Source organism: Cellulosilyticum sp. ST5 (genome assembly GCF_046529625.1).
Lineage (GTDB): Bacteria > Bacillota > Clostridia > Lachnospirales > Cellulosilyticaceae > Cellulosilyticum > Cellulosilyticum lentocellum.
Genome location: NZ_CP132338.1, coordinates 1,400,762 through 1,424,335, shown reverse-complemented (window position 1 = coordinate 1,424,335; position 23,574 = coordinate 1,400,762). Strand labels below are relative to the sequence as shown.

The following is a 23,574-nucleotide window of genomic DNA, read 5'->3' as shown; positions in this document are numbered from 1 at the left end:
GGTGAACTATGACGAAATTTTTTGTAAATGCAGAAGATGTGTTTGAAAATGAAATCCACATAAAAGGAACGGATGTTAATCATATTAAAAACGTCTTACGTCTACCTGTAGGCAAAGAAATTTTAATTAACAATAGACAAGGCAAGGACTATAAGTGTATAATAAAGTTAATTGATACAGATTTAGTAACGGCTGATATTATAGGTGAATTAGAAGAGACAACAGAACCTGCTGTACAAACCGTTTTATTTCAATCTCTCATAAAAGGGGAAAAGATGGAGTTTGTGATTCAAAAAGCAATTGAAATTGGTGTGACAGTCATTATTCCTATCATAACAGAACGTTGTATTGTAAAACTTGAATCGGATAAAAAAACAAAAAGTAAGTGTGAACGTTGGCAAAAAATAGCAGAAAGTGCAGCAAAACAAAGTAAAAGAGGCATTGTGCCAGAAGTTTTGTGGCCGATGACATTTAAAGAAGCACTTACCTATGCTAAACAACAATTAGAGGTGTCTTGTATTCCTTTTGAGAATGAACATGCCTTTCATATTAAGACTTATTTAAAAAACTGTAAAGCCAAATCAATAGGTATATTCATTGGACCAGAAGGAGGCTTTACAGATGAAGAAGTACTTTTAGCAAGTACTTTTCAAATAAGTCCGATCACATTAGGTAAGCGTATTTTAAGAAGTGAGACAGCTGGACTTGTAACTTTAGCCAACATCATGTATGAGATGGGAGAGATTTAGCAATGGAAGATGTAAGGTTTTTAGTTGTTGATGATGCAATATTTATGAGAACTGTCCTTAAAAAAATGTTAACAGATGCTAACTTTACTGTTGTTGGAGAGGCAGGGAATGGACTTCAAGCTATTGAAATGGCACAGCAGCTTCAACCAGACATTGTAACCTTAGATATCACTATGCCTGAGATGGATGGTATACAAGCAATAGATAGAATTTTAGAAGTAAGTCCAAACACCAAGATTATTATGTGTTCAGCTATGGGACAGCATTCAAAAGTAGTGGAAGCAATAAAAAAAGGTGCAAAAGACTTTATTGTCAAACCCTTTGAAAAAACACGTGTATTACAAGCAATTTATAATGTAATGAACAGATAAAATGGGGGGATACCCTCATTTTTTATGTGGCGAAACGGGAGATTAAAAATGAAACGAGAGATTTATCTAGATAATGCTGCTACTACAAAACCTCTAGAATGTGTAGCAGAAGTTGTTAAAGAAACCATGTTAGCGTATTATGGTAATCCATCTTCTTTGCATAAAAAGGGGATGGAAGCAGAAAATATACTTAAAGAAGCAAGTCAATTTTTTGCAAAGGTACTGGGCTGTGTACCAGAGGAAATTCTATATACTTCAGGTGGAACAGAAAGTAATAATATGGCCATTATAGGTGCTAGTCTAGCTTACAGAAGACAAGGCAAAAAAATTATTACAACTACTATAGAACATCCATCTGTAGGTGAAGTATTTAAATATCTAGAAACCCAAGGTTTTGAAATAGTAATTATTGGTGTTAATGCAGAAGGTTATGTGGATTTAAAAGCTTTAGAAAATGCCGTTGATGAGGAAACTATTTTAGTGAGTATCATGCATGTGAATAATGAAATAGGAACGATTCAACCCATTACTGAAATAGGAAAAGTAGTTAAATCCAAAAATCCTGACACACTTTTTCATGTAGATGCGGTGCAATCTTTTGGTAAACTACCAATACATGTCAAGAAATCAAAAATAGATTTTTTATCTATGAGTGCTCACAAATTTTATGGGCCACGTGGTATTGGTTTATTGTATAAAAGCAAGCAAGCAAAAATGAAGCAGCTCTTTTGGGGTGGTGGCCAACAGAAGAATTTCAGATCAGGGACAGAAAATGTTCCAGGTGTAGCTGGTACCTTAAGTGCAGCTAAGTATGTATTTAAAGAACAAGAAGCTATTTTAAGCCATATGGCTAATTGTAAAGCAACATTGGCAAATGGTTTACTAGATCATTTACCAGACATATGGGTTAATGGTCCAGGGTTAGCTGAAGGAGCACCTTATATTTTAAATATTGGTTTTAAGGATGTGCGTGCTGAAGTGCTTTTACATGCATTAGAACAAGAAGGGATTTTTGTTTCATCAGGTTCTGCATGTAGTAGTCATAAAAAAGTTAAAGATGGTGTCTTAGTAGCTATTGGTCTTCCTAATGACTGCTTAGATAATGCTATTCGTTTTTCTTTTGCACATGATACATCTCTAGAAGATATAAATGAAGTAATAGAGATTATTCAATCACAAGTTACGCTATTAAGAAGATATACACCAGGAGGAAGAAAAAAGTGAAAAATGTATTTTTAATTAAATACGGCGAACTCGCTATAAAAGGTAAAAATAGACACTTATTTGAAAACAAGCTTGTTGCTAACATCAAAAAAAATCTCAAAACAATCGGAGAATTTGTTGTTTCTAAAGAGCAAGGACGTATCATGGTAGAACCTGTTGATGATGCACAAATAGAAGTAGAACAAGTACTTGATCGTTTAAGCCGTATATTTGGTATTATCGGTATTGCGTATGGTCTAAAGGAAGAGGAGGTTTCTTTTGAAGCTATTAAACGTCTTGCTTTAATGCAAATGCAACAAGAATGTGCAGACGGTCCAATTACTTTTAAAGTAGAAACAAAACGTGCTGATAAGCGTTTTCCTATGAATTCTATGGAAATAAGCGCTGAGATAGGTGGTTATTTATTAGATAAGCTAGGTGACAAAGCGAAAGTAGATGTACGTCATCCAGACGTAACTTTAATGGTTGAGCTTAGAAATCACACTTATGTTTATGCTAAGACACACAAAGGTGCCGGTGGAATGCCATATGGTACCAATGGTAAAGCAACCTTATTACTTTCGGGTGGTATTGATAGCCCAGTAGCTGGTTGGATGATTGCTAAACGTGGGGTAGAAGTAGATGCTGTTTACTTCCATGCACCACCTTATACAAGTGATCGTGCTAAAGAAAAAGTAGTGGACCTAGCTAAAAAGGTGGCTATTTATACAGGAAATATGAAACTTCATATTATTAATTTTACAGATATTCAACTTAAAATATATGAAAGATGTCCACATGAACAATTAACACTTATTATGAGACGTATCATGATGTATATTACAGAAGCTATTGCTAAGAAAAATGGAAGTATGGGACTTATTACAGGTGAAAGTATTGGACAAGTAGCAAGCCAAACGATGCAGAGTTTAGTTGTAACAGATGATGCAGCAACTATGCCTGTTTTTCGTCCACTTATAGGTTTTGATAAGGAAGAAATCGTTCAAATTGCAAAAAAAATAGATACATTTGAAACGTCTATTTTACCTTATGAAGATTGTTGTACAATTTTTGTGGCAAAGCATCCTGAAACAAAGCCAAAATTAGAGTATATTGAGCGTTCAGAAGCTTTATTAGATGATATTATTGAAGAAATGATGGCTAAAGCCATAGAGGAAATGGAAATTATTCGTTGTTAGATAAAATAAAAAGTCCATTTTATTAAAATGGACTTTTTATCATATTTAGTTTGGTTCAGTTATAAAAGGTTTAAGTGCTGTGATTAAATCATCTGCACAACTATCATTATATATGTCAAGTCTTAATGCTTTACTGAGATCTAAACTAAAAATACCCATAATAGATTTAGCATCAATAATATAACGACCAGAAGAGAGATCGAAATCGCTATCATAAGCATTAATGAGATTGACAAATTGTTTAACTTTTTCAATTGAATTAAGAGAAATATACACAGATTTCATAATTACCCCCATAAGTTGTAGAATAAGTAGCTTGATTTCTATTTCTTAAGCTACTTGTATCATATATTTTGGAACAAAGAATGTCAATAAAAAGAGGTGAGAATTTGAGAAAAGTAGCGTTCTATACATTAGGTTGTAAAGTAAATCAATATGACACAGAAGCCGTGCTAGAAAAATTCAAAGAGCAAGGCTATGAAGTTGTAGATTTTAACGAATATGCAGATGTCTATGTGGTCAACACTTGTACAGTTACTCATTTAAGTGATAGAAAATGTAGACAAATGTTAAGGAAGACAAAGAAAATTAACTCAGACAGTATTTTAGTAGCTATGGGATGCTATGCTCAGATTGCTGCGGATAAAATAAAAGACCAGGTAGAAGAAATAGATATTATTGTTGGAACCAATAAACGAAATGAAATCGTAGATTTGGTAGACAACTTTGAAAAGGAAAAAAGACAAACCATTAATACGGTTTCAAATATTATGGATGTAGGTGAATTTGAAGAACTTCACATTTCAGATATGGGAGAACGTACGCGTGTTTATGTTAAAGTTCAAGAAGGCTGTAATAATTATTGTAGTTATTGTATTATTCCTTATACACGTGGTAAAATAAGAAGTAGAAAAGAAGAGCAGGTTGTTGAAGAAGTAACCAAGTTAGTCGGACTTGGCTTTAAAGAAATTATTTTAACAGGAATACATGTACTTGCTTATGGGAAAGATTTAGGTAATACTGATTTAATTCAACTACTAAAGCGTGTACATGAAATAGAAGGTGTTGAACGTATCCGAATGAGTTCTATTGAACCTGTAGCTATTACAGATGAGTTTATCTATGCATTAAAGGAAATGCCAAAGGTTTGCCATCATTTCCATTTATCTCTTCAAAGCGGTAGCGAAACGATTTTAAAACGTATGAATCGCAAATACACAGCAGTAGAATATAAAGCTAGTGTAGAGAGATTACGTACTCTTTGGCCAGATGTAGCTATTACAACAGATGTTATTGTTGGCTTTCCGGGAGAAACTGAAGAGGAATTTTTAGAAACAGTTGAATTTGTAAAAGATGTTCATCTTGCACAAATTCATATTTTCCCATTTTCACCTAGAGAAGGAACGCCAGCTGCTAAAATGAGAGCACAAGTGGCACCCGAAATAAAAGAGCATAGAGCTAAGGTTTTATCAGAAGTAGAAAAATCATTACGCCTAGCATATATGGAACAGTTTATTGACAAAGAACTAGAGGTGTTATTTGAAAAACATCATGAAAATGAAGTAACGGGTTATACAAGTAATTATTTAAAAGTTCAAGTATTAGGAAATGAAACCATTGAAAACACTATCCAAAAGGTAAGAATTGATGCTATTAAGGATGAACATTTATTGGTAGGACATGTCATAACTAGATAAAAATAATATTTTTTATTTTTATCTATAGTTTTGTTACAAATTATGGTATACTTTAGTTATACAAGGTTTAGCTATTGGAAGGTGAGCAAGATGGAAAATATGAATGAAACAATGCAATTTCATTTAGAGGGTTTAGAAAAAGCCTCAACTAGAGAAATATTAATGGATGTTTATGTTGCTTTAGAAGAAAAAGGTTATCATCCCATTAATCAAATAGTAGGATATATTATGTCCGGAGACCCAACTTATATTACGAGCCATAATGGGGCAAGAAACAAGATTCGTAAGTTAGAAAGAGATGAGATATTAGAAGAACTAGTAACTTATTATCTTAAACGCTAAAAGTGGCTGTAGGGGGAACTCTACAGCTTTTTTATAGGAGGCACAATGTGCGTATATTAGGTTTAGATTTCGGAACAAAAACAACTGGTGTAGCCATTAGTGATCCAATGGGATGGACTGCACAAGGCTTAGAGATTATAAGAAGACAAGAGGATGAGCACCTTAAAGCAACAATGAAGCGAATTGAAGAAATCTGTACGGCTTATAAGGTAGAAAAGATTGTTCTCGGACTTCCTAAAAATATGAATAATACTTTAGGGGAAAGAGGTGAAAAGACACTTTTATTCAAGGAAAAATTAGAAAATAAGCTTAAGATTCCTGTAGAAACATGGGATGAACGTTTAAGTACAGTAGCTGCGGAACAAGTGTTACTTGAAGCGGATATGAGTCGCAAAAAAAGAAAAAACGTTATTGATAAACTAGCAGCAACTATTATTTTACAAAATTATTTAGATGCTAAGCAATAATGACTATTGCTTAAGAAAACAAGAAGGGAACTATTATGGATCAAAAAATAGGTGAAAATACACCGATGAATGAAAATAATATGGAAGAAGTAGTTGAAAAAATCTCTTTTGTAGATGAAGAAACAGGCGAGGAGATTTTATTTGAAGTGATAGATGAAGTGATTATTGACAACATTAAATATATATTAGTTGTTGATGAAGAGGACATCTCCACCATTTTAAAACAAATAAATGAAAAAAATGAAGAATTAGAATATGCCCTTGTAGAAGACGAAGATGAATTCAAAAAGGCAGCTGTAGAATTTATGACAAATGAAGAGTATGATATTGAGTTATAGCCTTTTTATGATGGTATAAAATTGAGAGAATGAGGGGCTGATAGCAATGAACGCTGCACAATTTAAAGAAAAATTAAAACAAAAAGGTTGTAAACTGACCTTGCAACGTAGAAGTGTATTAGACGTCTTAATTAAACATTGTAATGAGCATTTATCTACAGAAGAAATCTATGATTTTGTTAAAGAAAATTATCCTGAAATTGGACTAGCTACGGTTTACCGTACAGTTCAGCTTTTTGAGGAGATGGGTATTGTAGATCGCTTAAATTTTGATGATGGATGTAGTCGTTTTGAACTTTCTTCAGAAGATACAGTGCATCACCATCATCATCTTATTTGCGAATCTTGCAATAAGGTGTTTGAAGTAGAAAATGATTTATTAGAAGAGATAGAAAAAGAAATTGAACGGAAATACAAATTTAAAATTCATGATCACAACGTTATGTTTTATGGCGTATGTAAGGATTGTGAACAAAAAGAATAATCGATATATAATGGAGGTGTAGCTTTGATACCCAAAAAAGCTAAAAGTAAATTGCGCATTATTCCTCTTGGAGGATTAGGCGAAATTGGAAAGAATATGACACTATTTGAATATGAAGATGACATGTTCATAGTAGATTGCGGATTAGCATTTCCTGAAGATGAAATGCTTGGAATAGATTTAGTTATTCCTGATATTACTTATGTCATGAAAAATATTCAAAAAGTACGAGGAATCGTACTGACTCATGGTCATGAAGACCATATTGGGGCACTACCTTATGTGCTTCAAGAATTAAATGTACCTATTTATGGCACAAAATTAACAATAGGGCTAGTAGAAAATAAACTAAAAGAACATAATTTATTGCGTACAACTGAGCGTATTAGCGTTATGCAAGGAGAAACGATTAAATTAGGTTCTAACTTTAAAATAGAATTTATTCGTTCAAATCATAGTATTGCAGATGCAGTTATGCTTTCTATTTGGACACCTGCTGGTATCGTAGTGCATACTGGAGACTTTAAAGTTGACTTTACACCTATTAGTGGAGCAACATTAGATTTACACCGTCTAGCAGAAATAGGTAGAAAAAAAGTATTAGCACTTATGGCAGATAGTACAAATGTTGAAAGACCAGGTTATACACAATCAGAAAAAATGGTAGGGGCTAAATTTGAAGATATTTTTGCTAATAATATAGACAAACGTATTATGGTAGCAACTTTTGCTTCTAATATCGACCGTGTCCAACAAATTGTAAATGCTGCTTATAAATATAAGCGTAAAGTAGCAGTTATTGGTAGAAGTATGGTCAATGTAGTAAAAACAGCTAGTGAATTAGGATATATCACTATTCCTGAAAACACACTGATTGAAATTAATGATGTAAAACGTTATAAAGATGATCAAGTGGTACTTATTATGACCGGAAGTCAAGGAGAACCTATGGCTGCTCTTTCCAGAATGGCTACTTCTGATCATAAGCAAATTGATATTAAACCAGGAGATGTTATTATCCTAAGTTCAACACCAATTCCAGGTAATGAAAAAACAGTTTCTAAAGTCGTTAATGAACTTTGCAAAAAAGGTGCCAAAGTTATTCGTGAAGATACTCATGTATCTGGTCATGCGGCTCAAGAAGAATTAAAACTGATTCATACTTTAATTAAACCTAAATATTTTATCCCAGTACATGGTGAATACAGACATTTACAAAAGCATACTGAACTTGCTATGGAATTAGGTATGAAACGTAATAATATTATTATTCCATCTATTGGAGAAGTCATTGAACTAGGACCTGATAATATTAAAGTTGTTGGTAATGTACCATCTGGTCAAGTTTTAGTTGATGGTTTAGGTGTAGGAGATGTAGGAAATATCGTTTTACGTGATCGTAAACATCTTTCACAAGATGGTCTGCTCATTGTAGTCATGACTTTAGAAAAGGAATCAGGTATGGTTGTAGCAGGTCCAGATATTATTTCACGAGGGTTTGTTTATGTAAGAGAAGCTGAAAATCTTATGGATGAAGCTAAAGCAGTAGTAAGAAAAGCTTTAGATCGCTGTGAAGATAAGCATATCGTAGAATGGTCACAGATTAAGACAATTGTTAAAGATGACTTACGTGAATTTGTATGGCAAAGAACTAAACGTAGTCCGATGATACTTCCAATTATTATGGAAGTTTAAATAAAAAACTCACTATTTAATGATAGAATAGTGAGTTTTTTTATTTTATATAGTTATTATTTCTTTTGTAGTTCCTTACAAAGTTTTTTTAAAGCTTTTTTTTCAATACGTGACACATAAGATCTAGAAATCCCCATTTGCTCAGCGATTTCTCGTTGTGTTTTCTCTTCTTGATTATTAAGTCCATAACGAAGTAATAGTATTTCTTTTTCTCTAGGCTTAAGTAAAATACGAATATGTTGATAAAGCTTTCGTACCTCAATGTCTAAATCTACTTGATCAAAAATAGTATCATTTTCTGTACATAAAATATCAAGTAAGCTAATTTCATTACCTTCTTGATCCATGCCAATAGGTGCATGAAGAGAGGTTTCATAACGTTGTTTACGTCCTGCACGAATACTCATAAGAATTTCATTTTCAATGCAACGTGCAGCATAAGTAGCTAATCTCGTACATTTATTTGGATCAAAGGAGCTAATACCTTTAATGAGTCCAATGGTGCCTATTGAAATTAAATCATCTACATCATTATTGATATTATTATATTTCTTGACAATGTGTGCCACGAGTCTTAAATTTCTTTCAATTAATATGTTCTTTGCAGCTTCGTCGCCAGCTTGATAACATTCTAAATAGTGCTTTTCTTCTTCAGCTGATAGAGGCTGAGGAAAAGAGGAAATGCTACTGAAATAGGAAAAACAGAAGAGTGGTAGCATAATAAGGCACACCTCCAGGAGAAAGGGTTCATAATTAGTGTATGAACTAAAAGTAGAAATGGTGCCCGTACTTAAAAAATTTTAAATACATCATAAATAGACGTAAGTATACACTTATGTCTATTTATGATTGTTCCAAACCAGTATATAATCCGTATACTGCTTTTTATAGAACCATTATTAATAATTCTTATTCTTCAAATCTTGTTTGTTCAAATTTACGTAGGATAGATGGTACAGGAACAGGTTGCTCACATTTAAAACGAATGATTTGTTTTGGATGTGGTGCGGCTTCAATAGCATTACCTTCTTCATCGTAAAGCGCCTCAATTTTGACAGGAATAAAAGGTCCTTCTGGAACAAGAATTTCAACTTCATCGCCTACAGAGAACTTCCTACGTTGTTCAACTGTTACCATTTGAGTAGTTGGATCATAGTCCCTAATCATACCAGAGAAGTCATAATTACGAACATAAGAATTATGACTATAAGTTTGATCTTTTTCAGTTGGTTTATGTTGATAGAAACCTGTTGTAAATTCACGGTGGCTTGCCTTACCTACCTCTGTTAAGAAGTAATCTTTCTTAGCCTTAAACTCTTCAGGACTATTGAGGAAAGTATCAATAGCTTCACGATAAGCTTTAACAACTGTTGCTACATACAAAGGTGTTTTCATACGTCCTTCAATTTTAAAGCTATAAATACCTGCTTCTATAAGTTCTGGAATATATTCAATCATACAAAGGTCGCGAGAGTTATAAATATAAGTGCCTCTTTCATCTTCTTCAATTGGCATATATTCACCTGGTCTTGTTTCTTCAACCACACTATATTTCCAGCGACAAGGTTGGGCACATTCTCCATGATTAGCATCACGATGGGTCATATAATTGCTAAGTAAGCAACGTCCAGAGTATGCCATACACATAGCACCATGAACGAAAGACTCTAAATCAATATCTTCTGGTAAATGATCATGCATTTCTTTAATCTCAGGGAAAGAAAGTTCACGAGCTGTAACAATACGTTTAGCGCCTTGATTAGCCCAGAAGAGAGCAGTGTGGTAATTAGTATTATTCGCCTGTGTTGAAATATGAACCTCCATATGAGGTACTGTTTCACGTACAATGCTAAATACACCAGGATCTGCTACAATTAGTGCATCTACACCAATAGACTCTAGGTAAAGGAAGTATTCTTTCATCCCCTCAAAGTCTTGATGGTGAGCAAAGATATTGCAAGTAACGTAAACTTGTACACCATGAGCATGGGCGAACTCAATACCTTCTTTCATTTCCTCAGGAGTAAAATTCTTCGCTTTAGCACGAAGACCATATTTATTTCCTCCAATATAAATAGCATCTGCACCATATAAAACAGCAATCTTTAAATTTTCTAAACTACCTGCAGGTGCTAATAATTCAACTTTTTTTTGATGACTCATTTTTCTGTTCCTCCTATTTTGTAACTAAGCGCAACACCATCACCAATAGGAATAACACTTGATCTGAGTGTATCACTATGAGTAATAGTCCATAAAAATTCTCTTAATCTTGAGTGTGTCGTACGTTGTCTACGATCGATTAAGTAGCGTGAACGTGCTACCGTTCCTTTGTGTAGTACATTATCTGTAATAAGTAGTCCATTTGGTTTTAATAAACGGATACATTCAGGTAAAAAGTTAATGTACTGTCCTTTAGCGCAGTCCATGAAAATAACATCAAAGCTTTCACTAGGTAATTGTGTTAAAGTGATAGCTGCATCACCCTCAATAATTTCAATGGTATCTTCAAGACCAGCGGCTTTAATATTTTTACGTGCTTGACGTAGCATATAATCAAAGCGTTCAAGCGTGGTGATTTTGCCACCTTCTTTTAAATAACTGCTCATAAAAATAGAAGAATACCCAACAGCGGTTCCAATTTCCAGTATTGTACTTGGCTGTACTAATGAAAGTTGTACTTTGATAAAATCTGCAACCTCAGGTTTAATTATGGGCCAGGTTTCAGCCTCTATAGCAATTTGATGCTCAATATTGGCTAAAAGAGAAGAGCGGGGTACTTCATGAAGCGCCCTGATATATTCAACAATGTAGCTATAATTAATTTCACTCATAATAAGACCCTTTCTAATTTATTCTCTTATGCCACTATAAAGGAAAAACGCTATGAATTCAAGAGGTAAATACAAACTCTCTTGGAAAAGTAATTCTATAAATCTTTGAAATTTATAAAAGGAAGGGACACTAGTCCCTTCCTTTTATAAATAAAAATAATCTATTATTCTGTAAAATTAATATCATTATTTTGTTTATAACGACTTTTAGCTGCAGCATGTTCGTCAAGGGTACTGCTAAAGAAGTGTGTTCCTTTTTCTTCATCATCTACAACAAAATAATAGTAATCATGTTCTTCCGGTGAAAAGGCAGCACGTATACAATCTTCTCCTGGCATACAAATAGGTCCAACAGGTAACCCTTCATATAAATAAGTATTGTAAGGTGTATCTTTAGCTAAATCATCTGTTGTAAGATTAGCTTTACGTTTATTTAAACTATATTGAACAGAAGAACACATTTGAAGACGCATATGGTCACGTAATCGGTTATAAATAACACCTGAAATGATAGGGCGTTCTTCACTTAATTTAGCTTCTTGTTCAATAATAGATGCAATGGTTATAATTTCATGAAGACTATAAGAAGAATTATTAAGATATGCAGCATATTTAGATGTAATATCTTCAAAACGATTAAGCATCATGATAATAATTTCTTCTGCTGTAACACTTTTACGAACAATATATGTATCAGGGAATAAATAACCTTCTAATTTGTACTGATAGTTGCCATTAGTAGGAATATCTCTTAAAAAGCTATATTCTGCATCGTAACTTTTGTTAGTAACAGCATCTAAAAAGGCTTCCTTGGTTACAATATTCTTGTCTTCTAATGTCTGTGCAATCTGATTAATGGTATAACCTTCTGGAATTGTAAACTTAATTGTTTCCTCTTCATTTTTAATACTAGTTGTAAGACGCTTGAGAATTTCTGTACTAGACATATTGCTACTAATATCATATTTGCCAGGGATGTAACCAGAAGTTGCATGATAAAGTTTCGCTTCTAATTTAAAATACTTCATATCAGAAATAAAGCCCTGATCATAAAGCATTTTTGCAATTTCATCAAGATTTGTAGATTCAGTAATAGTTAGTGTCATCTTAGAAACATCTTTGCTTGATTCTCTAATAGCTTCACTTTCTATAATATTAAAAGTATAGTTGTAAGAAGAAACAATTGCTTTATAACAAAAGACAATGCCAATTATTAAAATGGTAAAGCTTAAAACTGTACTTATTAAAATCCGTGAAATCCCACGTTTTTTTGCCATAATAGTCTCCTTAGAATACGTCTTTTAAAAAATTATAACTATTTTTACTATACAATTCAAGACTCTAGCCGAAGCTAGAGTCTCTTTTGGCGGTTATGCATAGATAACTTGCTGATTTTAAGCTGTATAGGCTTCCCATGTTATGCTAGAAGGTTTAATCTCATCTAATAATTGAATTAAATCTTGATCGCCATGGTATAGAGGGTTACCAACTGCATCTTCACAAGCAATTAAAAATGGTACGTCTTTAAAATAGCTTATGCAGTATCTCCTTATTTCCTTTAAAGCCTTTATGTGACGAAAATCACTATAGCTTACTAGAGCAATGCCAAAATGCCTATTGCAATGTGTAATAACAGTACCTTTAAAGTTCACTTTAATCAACCCCTTAATTGATTTTCAAGTGATCTATGCATTAATAATAGTATAACACAACAAATAAGGATAGGATATAAAAACAGCACATAGAGCTCTGTGCTTTTATGTGCTGCTTTTCATTAATACTGAATAAAGAAAGGTTGTATTTGCGTATGGTCAAGCGCTAATTCGATTGTAAAAAGCGTCTTAGAAAAATCAGCTACAAGAGAATACGGCTTTTTAATGGTGTCATCTTGACCTAATGGAACAAAATAAACATCTTTTTTATTAATCATATGACCAATATTTTTAAGGTTTGCTCCTACACCATCATTTGTTGCTAGGGCAATGATAATGGGTTTCCCATTTCTCATAAGTGACTTTGCAGCTAATAAAACGGGTGTATCTGTAATACCATAAGTCATCTTTGCCAAGGTGTTACCAGTACAAGGTGCAATAAGAAGTGCATCTAGAATTCCCTTTGGTCCCATTGGTTCTGCATCAACAATGGTGTGAATAATAGATTTATTGGTTAATGCTTCAATTTTATAGACAACATCAGCTTGATCACCAAAGCGAGTGGAAGTGTTATAAGCATTAAAAGACATGATAGGAAAAACATTTATTCCTTTATTAACAAGCTCTTCTATAAGGGCAATGGTTTTAGCAAAAGTACAAAACGAGCCACAAAGTGCTACGCCTAAATTTAATTCATTTAAGTTTTTCATATATGAGCCCCCTGATTACGTAAAATGAGTAAGAGACATTGGTAGAGAATATCAGCGGCGCTTTTGGGAGCGACAATACCTGGCAAACTTGGTGCTGGAACATAGCTAATGCCCTTTTGTTCAGCATAATCAACATCTATACCTCCAGGAGTAGAAGCTAGTTCAATATAAACAACTTCTGGAGAAAATAAATCAATAAGAGATGATGTTAATAAACGAACAGGAATTGTATTAAAAATGAAATCAAACTCATTCAAATAATGCGCAAGATCATCTAATGGAATAGGTCTATAGCCATAGGTGCTAATATAAGCCAAATCTTTAGTTGAACGAGCTTCTACGGAAACTTTAGCTCCTAAAGCTTGTAATTTATGCGCTAATATTTTGCCACAACGTCCAAATCCTAGTACAAGACATTTGCTATTATGCAATGTGATTTCACTGTTTTGCATTGCATATTGAATAGCGCCTTCTGCAGTAGGAATAGCATTTAAAATAGCAATTTCATCTAACTCCATAATATCGCACCATTTAATATGATGTGTATTAAAAAGGTTTCTAAGGGTAGGATTGAGTACACTACCTAAAACGAAGCTGTTAGTAGCAGCTAAGAAAAATTGTTCAAGTGAAATATAGGTGTTACACATAGGCGTAAAAACGCATTTATTATCTTTTGAAAAGGGGATAGGACCTATAATATAAGGACAGTCTTTTATTTCACCTATTGAAGCACAATGATGAATAGCTTCAGGTAAATCTGGATGGCATAAGCCATATACAGATACAATAAAACCTTTTTCATACAAAATTTGGGCTAGCCTAACAAATCTTAGGTCACCACCTACAATTGCAACAGAAATTCCAGCCATCTTTCAATCCTCCAGCCTATATAAAATGTCTGCACTATAACATATGTAGAAAAAAGGAGGTTGGTGCTTGGATAATAATGACATTCAATAAAACATTGGCGTGCCTAGTAGATTTTATCGTGACTCTAGTCAATAGCTATTTTGTATAATTAAAGGACGCTTTTGCTGATAAATAGCAAAAGCGTCCTTTAATTATTGTCATTATTTATTAGTAATTTGAGAAATATTTTTCAAAACAATAGAAAGTGTGCCATTAGGATTATTCACAACTTCTATAAAGTCTGGATCTTTAAATAAATGGGTAGGAAATTTAAGTTCAATGCCGGTGTCTGTTTTAAGTTTTTGAGAAGCAAATTTATTAGAAATCTTGGGATCAGCAATTTCTATCTTAGCTTCTTTAATCCCGTATTCCTCCATTTGCATCGTGCAGCTTTCAAATACTTCTTCATCACTACCAAAAGTTTGTTCCATAATTTCTTGAACAGGTATGGTTTGTGTTCGAGCAATGCTTTCGCTAATATTATTCTTGAGTTCTGTAAGTGCACTTACTGGGTTATCATAATGTTCTTCGATGACTTTAGTTGCTACTTTTTCAATGGCTTTAATCGTGTCTTTAACAGAAAGTGCAGGCTCTAAATCAAAGAGAAGTGAAAGATATTTACTTTTTGTTCCATCTAATAAAATCACTTTTAAATTATCCGTATTAATAATCACACCTTCGTCTACTTGCTTACTAGCAGAAGGAAAAATTCCTTTGTGTTTTATGATGCGCGCTACAACCCCTGCTTCATTATGCTCTACAAAATGTGTGAACTCTTCTTTGTAATTTAATTTAAAAATACCGAGATAGTTGCCGCCATCCATCATAAAACTTGTCAAAATTAAATCACCACTAGGAATGGTGCCATATTCCATCATATAGCGATAAAAAACTTCTGCCATTTCATGAGAAAGTCTTGTAAAAGCTTCTGTGTCTAAAGGCATTTCTAAAACTTTAGGTAAAGAGGCCTCTTCTTTAAAAATAGCATCACTACTGGAACTACTTTCAAAAATTTTCATAAGATGCCTTGTAATAAAGCTTTCCGTTTCATCATTTAATAGTAACAAATCAGTTGAAAATAGTGGCATATTCATGGTTAAGTCTAATACATGAATGATTGTATGTTTGAAGGTAATACTCATTTTGATAATCTCCCAATCTATACAGTATATATTGAATAAAATAGTGTTCAAAGTACTTATTAAAACATGAATAGTATAGATGAAATTGGTTTAGTTATCAAGTAAGGTTTTTTTGTAAAGCACTCTATGCTATAATACAAAAGATTATATTGACATAAAATAAGGAGTGAACAAAAATGGAAATTTATAAAACATCAGGCGTTTGTTCATCAGAAATTCATTTTGAAGTGAAGGACGGCTATATTGAAAATGTTGAATTTATACGAGGTTGTCCAGGAAATGCTTTAGGGGTAGTCGCTTTAGTAAAAGGTTTGCCAATAGAAGAGGTTATTAACAAGTTAAAAGGAATTGATTGCCGCAATCGAGGGACTTCTTGTCCAGACCAATTAGCAAGAGCCTTAGAAGCATATATCAAAGCATAGGACACTTCTAATTTAACCACCTCAATAATATATATAAATCTAGAATGATAACAAGGGAAAGGACCTAATAATATGCACATCATTGTTCAAAAATTTGGTGGTACTTCTGTAGCCACACCTGAAAGCAGAAATAAGGTTGTAGAGAAAATTAAAGCAGCTAAATTGGAAGGAGAAGAGCCAGTAGTTGTTGTATCTGCTATTGGTAGAAAAGGTTCTCCCTATGCAACTGATACACTTATTGATTTTGTTACAGAAACGGCAGGAGAAATGAGCGATCATGCATATGACTTACTTTTATCCTGCGGAGAGATTATCTCAGCTGTAACCATGGCCACGCTATTAAATGAAGCTGGTATAAAAGCACGGGCTTTTACAGGCGGCCAGGCAGGAATTATAACCGATAGTTATCATAAAAAAGCAGATTTATTATGTACAAAACCAGATCAGCTTTTGGCAGCTTTAGAAGCCGGTGTTACACCTGTAGTAGCGGGATTTCAAGGCGTTACTATGGATGGTGAGATGACAACGATAGGAAGAGGGGGGAGTGATACCAGCGCCTCTATTCTAGGAATGGCTTTAAAAGCTGAACGCATTGAAATTTATACAGATGTCGATGGAATTATGACTGCAGATCCTAATGTTTGTGACAAAGCTAAGATTATTCCAGCCATTAGTTACAATGAAGTTTTTCAGATGGCTGATAGTGGTGCAAAGGTGATTCATCCACGTGCAGTAGAATATGCTAAGCGTGCCAATATTCCATTACTTATTAAAAACACTTTCTCTGATGAAGTAGGAACCTATATTGTACAGAATATCATACCTTATCAATCAGAAGCTAATCATAAAGTAATTACAAGTGTTGCTCATCGTAATGGACGTGTTCAGTTTACAATTCATGAAAATATATTGGCAGAGGAAGATATTTTGTCTAGAATGGCAACTGCGGATATTAGTATTGACTTAATTAATATTTTCCCGAATTATAAAGTGTTTACAATTGATTGTTCTGAGCAAAATAAATTAGAAAATCTTTTAATGCAACAGGGGTATAAGTATGACCTTTTAGAGGACTGTGCCAAAGTAACAGCTATTGGAGAACGTATGACCGGGGTACCAGGTGTTATGTCTCGTATTATTAAGGCTTTAACGAAAGCACAAATTGAAGTCTTACAAACAGCTGATTCATTAACGACTATTTCTTGCCTTATCAGAGAAAGCATGGTTTCTAAAGCAATTGATGTTTTACATGATGAATTTAATCTTTAATGTATGAAGTGGGCTTGTTCTTTGCATACTAAACATAATATGTATGGAAAGGAACAAGCCCATGAAAAATGAAAGAAATCTTGTAGATGATGTACCTATGAAAAACGATGTCCCCATGAAAAATGATGTTCCTATGAATGTACTCATAAAAAATGATGTACCCGTGAATAGTAAGAATGGGGGGCAATCTTCCGATAACGCTAAAAATCAAGAAGAAAATGATATGCCACCTGCTGGTGAAGTAGCTGATAATATTAAGGAATTTGGACAACTTCCTCCTGGTAAAGAAGGTGAAAGTCCTATTCACTGCATTACTATTATTGGCCAAGTAGAAGGACATATGAGTTTACCACCACAAAATAAGACTACCAAATATGAGCATATCATTCCACAAATGGTAGGACTTTGTGATGATCCCAAAATTAAAGGTATCTTAATTATTTTAAATACAGTAGGTGGAGATGTAGAAGCAGGACTAGCTTTAGCGGAACTCATAGCCTCTGTTAATAAACCAACTGTTTCTTTAGTACTAGGAGGTGCTCACTCTATAGGTGTTCCTATTGCAGTGGCAAGTGACTATTCGTTTATTACACCTACAGCTACTATGACGATTCATCCTGTACGTATGAATGGAACAGTTATAGGTGTACAACAAACTTTTGAATTCTTCGATCAAATGCAAGAGCGTATTGTTGCTTTTGTAGCGAGAAACTCTCACATTGAAGAAGCACGTTTTAAGGAACTCATGTTAAGTGTGGGTAAATTAGCGAGAGATGTAGGAACTATTTTAGTAGGCCAAGAAGCTGTAGATGAAAAAATCATAGACGAATTAGGCGGTTTAACAGAAGCTATGAGCAAACTTCATCAGCTTATAGCAGAAAGTGAGGCTAATGAGTTATGATGTATTCAGTAGCACCTATCTATGGATTAGATGAAATAATAGAATACCAAGAAATAGAGTATAATGGTTATCATGTTTTAGCGTGTAAGACGCCAGAAGGTTATATTTTAGAACGTGTTTATTCTACTAATCCTCAAGATTTTTTAAGAGAGGACTTACGTCCTGGCAAAATACTTGAAAATGCTCTTATCAAATAGAATTTTGAATGCTATAATAATAGATGTATGCAATAATGTATACATCTATTTTCATTTAATAAAGGAGATAGGGTAGATAAGAATAAAGGGGTATTACAAATGAGTAAAAAAGAAGGAAAAGGGAGATATTCTACTAAGAAAAGAACAACAGGTGAAAGAAAACGTACAGTCCTTAAGGATACTACCCCAGCTATTTCTAAAGAAATCTTAGGTATTTCTTTAATGGGTATAGGTGTTTTGATTTTAATCGGTATTTTTTCAGATAAATCCGGATTATTTGGTAGTTTTCTAAAACAAGTCTTTATAGGCTTATTTGGAGTCGGTGGCTATATTATTCCCGTAGCTACTATGATTATAGGAATTTTTTATATTCAAGGTCGATTTGATAGAGTGGTTAAACTAGCAGTTTATTTAGGGTCCTTATTATTTATGCTCATTATATTTTTTCATTTGCTTTATTATGGAGAAGATAAGAGTTTATCCTTATTAAGTATCAGTTACTTGGAAAAAGCAAGTTGGCAAAATGGGGGCTATATAGGTGCCGTGTTAAGTTACTTGTTTTTAAGTCTAATAGGTTTATATGGTACCTATGTTATTTTAACCGTTTTATTAGGAGTGTGGATTTTAGTTTTAACACAATTTCCTGTTTTTTCATGGATTAATGAACGTTTTGTAGCCTATATCAATGCACACAAAGAAAAAATGAAAGCAACCAAAGAAACCAACAAAAAGAAATCAAAAGCCTCTAAAAAGTTATCAAAACCTATGTCTGAAACACCATCAATGCAAGATGAAGAGGTAACATTGATAGCTTCTGAACCGCATAGACTTGATGAAATTCCTATATACGATTCATCAGTTTATAGTGAAAACACTACAAGAATAGAAGACACTGAAGAAACTAAAGAAACTAAAGAAACTAAAGAAGATGAACCGATAAAGGCAGCATCAAAAGTTGCAATTAATGAAGGAACTGTTATAGAAGAAACTATGGCTGAACTTACTAAAGAAAATACTGTACCTATTCCGCCGTATCAATTTCCTCCAATCACTTTGCTTCAAAAAGGACAAGCTATTCAAAATAAAGAAGCTTCAAAAAAATCTTTAAGTAATGCACGTAAACTTGAAGAAACACTAGGTAGTTTTGGAGTAGAAGCTAAGGTTACACAAATACATAAAGGACCTTCTGTCACACGTTATGAATTACAACCTAAACAAGGCGTTAAAGTAAGTAAAATTGTTAATCTTGCAGATGATATTGCTTTAAACTTAGCAGCCCCTAATATTCGTATAGAAGCACCGATACCTGGTAAAGCTGCAGTGGGAATAGAGGTAGCCAATACAACAAGTGAAATGGTATACTTAAGAGAAGTTATTGATTCTGATCGCTTCTTAGCTTTTCCCTCTAAGCTTGCTTTTGCTTTAGGCAAAGATATTGCAGGTAAACCTATTATTGCCGATATAGGAAAAATGCCTCACATTTTAATAGCTGGTGCAACTGGTTCTGGAAAAAGTGTATGTATCAACACCTTAATTACAAGCATTATTTATAAAGCTAAACCTCATGAGGTCAAACTCATTATGATTGACCCTAAGGTAGTTGAATTAAGTGTATATAATGGCATTCCGCACTTATTAATTCCGGTTGTAACCGATCCTAAAAAAGCAGCTGGGGCATTATTCTGGGCTGTTAACGAAATGACGAAACGCTATAACTTATTTGCAGAGAATAATGTCAGGGATATGAAGGGTTATAATGAGAAACAAATAGAAGAAAGTGCTAAATTACCACAGATTGTTATCATAATTGATGAGTTAGCCGACCTTATGATGACAGGTGCAAAGGAAGTAGAAGATGCTATTTGTCGCCTTGCTCAAATGGCTCGTGCAGCTGGAATTCATCTTGTTATAGCAACTCAAAGACCGTCAGTTGATGTTATTACGGGAGTTATTAAAGCTAATATTCCATCAAGACTTGCATTTGCTGTTTCCTCTGGTACAGACTCACGAACGATATTAGATATGGTAGGGGCTGAAAAGCTTTTAGGTAAAGGAGATATGCTTTTTTATCCTGTAGGGCAATCTAAACCTATTCGTATTCAAGGTGCATTTATTTCTGACCAAGAAGTTGAAAGCATTGTAAACGCTATTAAAACAGATCATGTAGTTTACGAGGAAGAAGTCATTCAAACTTTGGAAAATGCAGCTATGCCTATAGCTGCAGATGATGAAGAGGAAGATGAACTCTTAGAAAAAGCCATTGCATTTGCTGCAGAGAAGGAAAAACTCTCTATTTCTATGTTACAACGCTATTTTAGAATAGGTTTTAATCGAGCAGCTAGACTAATGGAAGCTTTAGAAGTCAGAGGTATTGTTGGCCCTGATGAAGGAAGTAAACCTAGAAAAGTTTTATAAAATCATACCAATTTACAAAGTTAAAGGAGCAAAAGATGAAAACAGATATTCAAATTGCACAAGAAGCCATTATGAAACCTATTAAAGAAGTTGCTAAAAAAGCTGGTATTGAGCCAGAAGAGCTAGAATTATACGGGAATTATAAAGCTAAACTCTCCTATGAATTAATGAACCGCGTAAAAAGCCATTCGAATGGTAAGTTGGTATTAGTAACTGCTACGAACCCAACACCAGCTGGTGAAGGAAAAACAACAGTAACCGTAGGTCTTGGACAAGCCTTATGCAAGCTTGGACAAAATGCGATCATTGCTTTACGTGAACCATCTTTAGGCCCCTGTATGGGAATCAAAGGAGGTGCAGCAGGTGGTGGTCATTCACAAGTTGTTCCAATGGAGGATATTAATCTTCATTTTACAGGTGACATTCATGCCATGAGTGCTGCTAATAATTTACTTGCTGCTATGATTGATAACCACATTCACCAAGGTAATAGCTTAAATATCGATGTGCGTACCATTACTTGGAAAAGATGCGTTGATATGAATGACCGTGCTTTAAGAGAAATCGTAGTAGGTCTTGGTGGGCCAATGAATGGTGTACCTCGCCAAGATGGTTTTATGATTACAGTAGCTTCTGAAATTATGGCTATCTTATGTCTTGCAACAGACCTAGATGATCTAAAGCAAAAAATCAGCCAAATTATTATTGGATATAATATGAAAGGTGAACCTGTAACAGCAGGTGATTTAAAAGCAGAAGGCGCAATGACTACTTTACTTAAAGATGCCATTAAACCTAACTTAGTTCAAACTTTAGAAAATACCCCTGTTATTATGCATGGTGGCCCTTTTGCCAATATTGCTCATGGTTGTAATAGTATTATTGCTACAAAACTTGCTTTAAAATTGGGTGATATTGTCGTTACTGAAGCAGGCTTTGGTGCAGATTTAGGTGCTGAGAAGTTCTTCGATATTAAATGTCGTAAAGCCGATCTAAAACCAGACGCAGTAGTATTAGTAACCACTATTCGCGCGCTTAAATATAATGGTGGCATTCAAAAAGCTGATTTACAAAATGAAAATGTGGAAGCTCTTAAAGAAGGTATGAGTAATCTGGAAAAGCATATTGAAAATCTTCAACTTTATGGTGTACCAGTTGTAGTGACCTTAAATGCATTTGTAACAGATACAGAAGCCGAAATTGCTGCTGTTGAAGCTGCTTGCAAAGCTAAAGGATGTCACTTTGCCTTAGCTAATGTTTGGGAAAAAGGTGGAGAAGGTGGTATTGCCTTAGCAGAAGAACTTCTAAAAGTTCTTGATACAGAACCTAGTAAGTTTAAAACACTTTATGATGACAATATGAGTATAGAAGATAAAATAAAATGTATTGCTACTTCTATTTATGGAGCAGATCAAGTTGTGTTTGAACCTAAAGCAAAAAAAGAACTTGCTAAAATTAACAGTTTAGGTCTTGAGTATTTACCAGTATGTATGGCAAAAAATCAATATTCTTTATCTGATGATGCGGCATTACTTGGTAGACCTAAAGCCTTTACAACAACTATTAGAGAGATTAGAATATCAGCAGGTGCTGGATTTATTGTTGCTCTTACAGGTAATGTAATGACAATGCCAGGACTTCCTAAAAAGCCTGCAGCTGAACAAATTGATATTAATAGTAAAGGCGTTGTTACAGGCTTATTCTAAAGATAATAAGGGGGAGAGAAGATGTCAAAGATTATAGATGGTAAACTTATTTCTACTATGATTAAAGATGAATTAAAAGAAGAAGTGGCATTACTTAAAACACAAGGTATTCATCCTGGTCTTGCTGTTATTTTAGTTGGGGATAATAGTGCTTCACAGGTGTATGTTGGGAATAAAAAGAAAGCTTGTGAATATGTAGGTATTAAATCTTTTAGCTATGAATTGCCTATAGAAACACCTGAAGCAGATTTACTTGAGCTTATTGATACGCTTAATCGAGATGACCAGGTACATGGTGTTTTAGTTCAATTACCATTACCAAAACATATGGATGAACAAAAAGTCATTATGCGTATTTCTCCAGCAAAAGATGTAGATGGCTTTCATCCGCAAAGTGTAGGTGCCTTAAGTATAGGACTTCCTGGCTTTGTATCTTGTACACCAGCAGGTATTATTGAACTACTTAAACGTAGTCATGTAGATATAGTAGGTAAAAACTGCGTGGTTGTTGGCAGAAGTAATATTGTAGGTAAACCTGTAAGCTTGCTTTTATTAAGAGAACATGGTACAGTTACTATCTGTCATTCTAGAACTAACAATTTAACTGATATACTTCAGCAAGCAGATATTGTGGTTGCCGCTGTAGGCATTCCAAAGTTTATTAAAGGTGAACAATTAAAAGCAGATGCAGTTGTAATTGATGTAGGCATGAATCGTGATGAAAACGGTAAGCTCTGTGGTGATGTAGACTTTGATTCAGCCAAGGACCATGTAGCAGCTATTACACCTGTTCCAGGCGGTGTAGGCCCTATGACAATTGCTATGCTTATGAAGAACTGTGTGCTTGCTGCTAAAAGTAATCACTGCTAACA

General features: G+C 34.0%; 26 protein-coding genes. 17 read left to right on the top strand and 9 right to left on the bottom strand.

The annotated features are described in order from the left end of the window. Window positions 1-8: 8 nt before the first annotated feature. The 4 genes from QTL86_RS07045 to thiI are packed head-to-tail and all read left to right on the top strand — an operon-like array spanning window position 9 to window position 3,522. Complete coding sequence (locus QTL86_RS07045; protein WP_127066607.1) at window positions 9-749, top strand: RsmE family RNA methyltransferase; 741 nt, start codon at window positions 9-11, stop codon at window positions 747-749. 2 nt (window positions 750-751) lie between these two features. Next, on the top strand, window positions 752-1,120 hold the full coding sequence (locus tag QTL86_RS07040; RefSeq protein WP_013657142.1) for a response regulator: 369 nt from the start codon (window positions 752-754) through the stop codon (window positions 1,118-1,120). A 48-nt stretch (window positions 1,121-1,168) separates the two neighbouring features. Next, a complete protein-coding gene (locus QTL86_RS07035; protein ID WP_127066608.1) occupies window positions 1,169-2,344 on the top strand; it encodes a cysteine desulfurase family protein in 1,176 nt (391 codons plus the stop codon). Continuing rightward, complete coding sequence (gene thiI, locus QTL86_RS07030; RefSeq protein ID WP_410496865.1) at window positions 2,341-3,522, top strand: tRNA uracil 4-sulfurtransferase ThiI; 1,182 nt, start codon at window positions 2,341-2,343, stop codon at window positions 3,520-3,522. The genes QTL86_RS07035 and thiI overlap by 4 nt, the downstream gene beginning before the upstream one ends. Before the next feature lie 45 nt (window positions 3,523-3,567). Here the strand turns inward: thiI and QTL86_RS07025 are convergent, their stop codons facing one another. Further along, a complete protein-coding gene (locus QTL86_RS07025) occupies window positions 3,568-3,807 on the bottom strand; it encodes an HPr family phosphocarrier protein (protein ID WP_013657145.1) in 240 nt (79 codons plus the stop codon). A gap of 104 nt (window positions 3,808-3,911) precedes the next feature. Between QTL86_RS07025 and mtaB the strand changes: the two genes are divergently transcribed. The 6 genes from mtaB to QTL86_RS06995 all read left to right on the top strand — a co-directional run bounded on the left by mtaB (window position 3,912) and on the right by QTL86_RS06995 (window position 8,545). Then, window positions 3,912-5,219 (top strand): tRNA (N(6)-L-threonylcarbamoyladenosine(37)-C(2))-methylthiotransferase MtaB, encoded by a 1,308-nt coding sequence (gene mtaB / locus QTL86_RS07020; RefSeq protein WP_127066610.1) that lies wholly within the window; start codon window positions 3,912-3,914, stop codon window positions 5,217-5,219. 90 nt (window positions 5,220-5,309) lie between these two features. Continuing rightward, window positions 5,310-5,561, top strand: a complete 252-nt coding sequence (locus QTL86_RS07015; protein ID WP_013657147.1) for an IreB family regulatory phosphoprotein — start codon at window positions 5,310-5,312, stop codon at window positions 5,559-5,561. A gap of 47 nt (window positions 5,562-5,608) precedes the next feature. Then, window positions 5,609-6,028 (top strand): Holliday junction resolvase RuvX, encoded by a 420-nt coding sequence (gene ruvX, locus QTL86_RS07010; RefSeq protein WP_013657148.1) that lies wholly within the window; start codon window positions 5,609-5,611, stop codon window positions 6,026-6,028. Between the two features lie 35 nt (window positions 6,029-6,063). After that, window positions 6,064-6,366 carry a DUF1292 domain-containing protein gene (locus QTL86_RS07005; RefSeq protein ID WP_013657149.1) on the top strand — a complete coding sequence of 101 codons (303 nt, stop codon included), beginning with the start codon at window positions 6,064-6,066 and terminating at the stop codon, window positions 6,364-6,366. Between the two features lie 46 nt (window positions 6,367-6,412). Beyond that, a complete protein-coding gene (locus QTL86_RS07000) occupies window positions 6,413-6,850 on the top strand; it encodes a Fur family transcriptional regulator (protein ID WP_013657150.1) in 438 nt (145 codons plus the stop codon). 27 nt (window positions 6,851-6,877) lie between these two features. Next, entirely contained in the window at window positions 6,878-8,545 is a 1,668-nt protein-coding gene (locus QTL86_RS06995; protein WP_041713665.1) for a ribonuclease J, read from the top strand. 56 nt (window positions 8,546-8,601) lie between these two features. Here QTL86_RS06995 and sigK read toward each other — a convergent pair whose 3' ends face one another. From sigK to QTL86_RS06955, 8 genes are all read right to left on the bottom strand, one after another. Next, window positions 8,602-9,264, bottom strand: a complete 663-nt coding sequence (sigK, locus tag QTL86_RS06990; protein WP_127066611.1) for an RNA polymerase sporulation sigma factor SigK — start codon at window positions 9,262-9,264, stop codon at window positions 8,602-8,604. A 190-nt stretch (window positions 9,265-9,454) separates the two neighbouring features. After that, the gene (locus QTL86_RS06985; protein WP_410496864.1) at window positions 9,455-10,708 is read right to left on the bottom strand and encodes a peptidase U32 family protein; all 1,254 of its coding nucleotides are present in this window, start codon (window positions 10,706-10,708) and stop codon (window positions 9,455-9,457) included. Continuing rightward, window positions 10,705-11,379 carry an O-methyltransferase gene (locus QTL86_RS06980; RefSeq protein ID WP_013657154.1) on the bottom strand — a complete coding sequence of 225 codons (675 nt, stop codon included), beginning with the start codon at window positions 11,377-11,379 and terminating at the stop codon, window positions 10,705-10,707. Before QTL86_RS06980 ends, QTL86_RS06985 begins: the two co-directional genes overlap by 4 nt. Before the next feature lie 164 nt (window positions 11,380-11,543). Next, window positions 11,544-12,656, bottom strand: a complete 1,113-nt coding sequence (mltG, locus tag QTL86_RS06975) for an endolytic transglycosylase MltG (protein ID WP_127066613.1) — start codon at window positions 12,654-12,656, stop codon at window positions 11,544-11,546. Window positions 12,657-12,773: 117 nt separating this feature from the next. Beyond that, the gene (locus tag QTL86_RS06970) at window positions 12,774-13,031 is read right to left on the bottom strand and encodes a hypothetical protein (protein WP_127066614.1); all 258 of its coding nucleotides are present in this window, start codon (window positions 13,029-13,031) and stop codon (window positions 12,774-12,776) included. A gap of 122 nt (window positions 13,032-13,153) precedes the next feature. Next, on the bottom strand, window positions 13,154-13,741 hold the full coding sequence (locus tag QTL86_RS06965; protein WP_127066615.1) for a dipicolinate synthase subunit B: 588 nt from the start codon (window positions 13,739-13,741) through the stop codon (window positions 13,154-13,156). Further along, the gene (gene dpsA / locus QTL86_RS06960; protein WP_127066616.1) at window positions 13,738-14,610 is read right to left on the bottom strand and encodes a dipicolinate synthase subunit DpsA; all 873 of its coding nucleotides are present in this window, start codon (window positions 14,608-14,610) and stop codon (window positions 13,738-13,740) included. The genes QTL86_RS06965 and dpsA overlap by 4 nt, the downstream gene beginning before the upstream one ends. Before the next feature lie 201 nt (window positions 14,611-14,811). Further along, window positions 14,812-15,792, bottom strand: a complete 981-nt coding sequence (locus tag QTL86_RS06955; protein WP_013657159.1) for a nucleoid-associated protein — start codon at window positions 15,790-15,792, stop codon at window positions 14,812-14,814. A 176-nt stretch (window positions 15,793-15,968) separates the two neighbouring features. Between QTL86_RS06955 and QTL86_RS06950 the strand changes: the two genes are divergently transcribed. The 7 genes from QTL86_RS06950 to folD all read left to right on the top strand — a co-directional run bounded on the left by QTL86_RS06950 (window position 15,969) and on the right by folD (window position 23,572). Beyond that, window positions 15,969-16,214: a TIGR03905 family TSCPD domain-containing protein gene (locus QTL86_RS06950; RefSeq protein WP_013657160.1), complete on the top strand. Its 246-nt coding sequence runs from the start codon at window positions 15,969-15,971 to the stop codon at window positions 16,212-16,214. Window positions 16,215-16,286: 72 nt separating this feature from the next. After that, a complete protein-coding gene (gene dapG, locus QTL86_RS06945; RefSeq protein ID WP_013657161.1) occupies window positions 16,287-17,483 on the top strand; it encodes an aspartate kinase in 1,197 nt (398 codons plus the stop codon). Between the two features lie 61 nt (window positions 17,484-17,544). Next, window positions 17,545-18,384, top strand: a complete 840-nt coding sequence (locus QTL86_RS06940) for a ClpP family protease (protein ID WP_207669738.1) — start codon at window positions 17,545-17,547, stop codon at window positions 18,382-18,384. After that, window positions 18,381-18,581 carry a YlzJ-like family protein gene (locus QTL86_RS06935; RefSeq protein ID WP_013657163.1) on the top strand — a complete coding sequence of 67 codons (201 nt, stop codon included), beginning with the start codon at window positions 18,381-18,383 and terminating at the stop codon, window positions 18,579-18,581. Before QTL86_RS06940 ends, QTL86_RS06935 begins: the two co-directional genes overlap by 4 nt. A 99-nt stretch (window positions 18,582-18,680) precedes the next feature. Then, window positions 18,681-20,996: an FtsK/SpoIIIE family DNA translocase gene (locus tag QTL86_RS06930; protein ID WP_127066617.1), complete on the top strand. Its 2,316-nt coding sequence runs from the start codon at window positions 18,681-18,683 to the stop codon at window positions 20,994-20,996. A 35-nt stretch (window positions 20,997-21,031) separates the two neighbouring features. Further along, window positions 21,032-22,702, top strand: coding sequence for a formate--tetrahydrofolate ligase (locus QTL86_RS06925; protein ID WP_127066618.1), 1,671 nt, complete (start codon window positions 21,032-21,034; stop codon window positions 22,700-22,702). 21 nt (window positions 22,703-22,723) lie between these two features. Continuing rightward, a complete protein-coding gene (folD, locus tag QTL86_RS06920; protein ID WP_013657166.1) occupies window positions 22,724-23,572 on the top strand; it encodes a bifunctional methylenetetrahydrofolate dehydrogenase/methenyltetrahydrofolate cyclohydrolase FolD in 849 nt (282 codons plus the stop codon). Window positions 23,573-23,574: the final 2 nt, after the last annotated feature.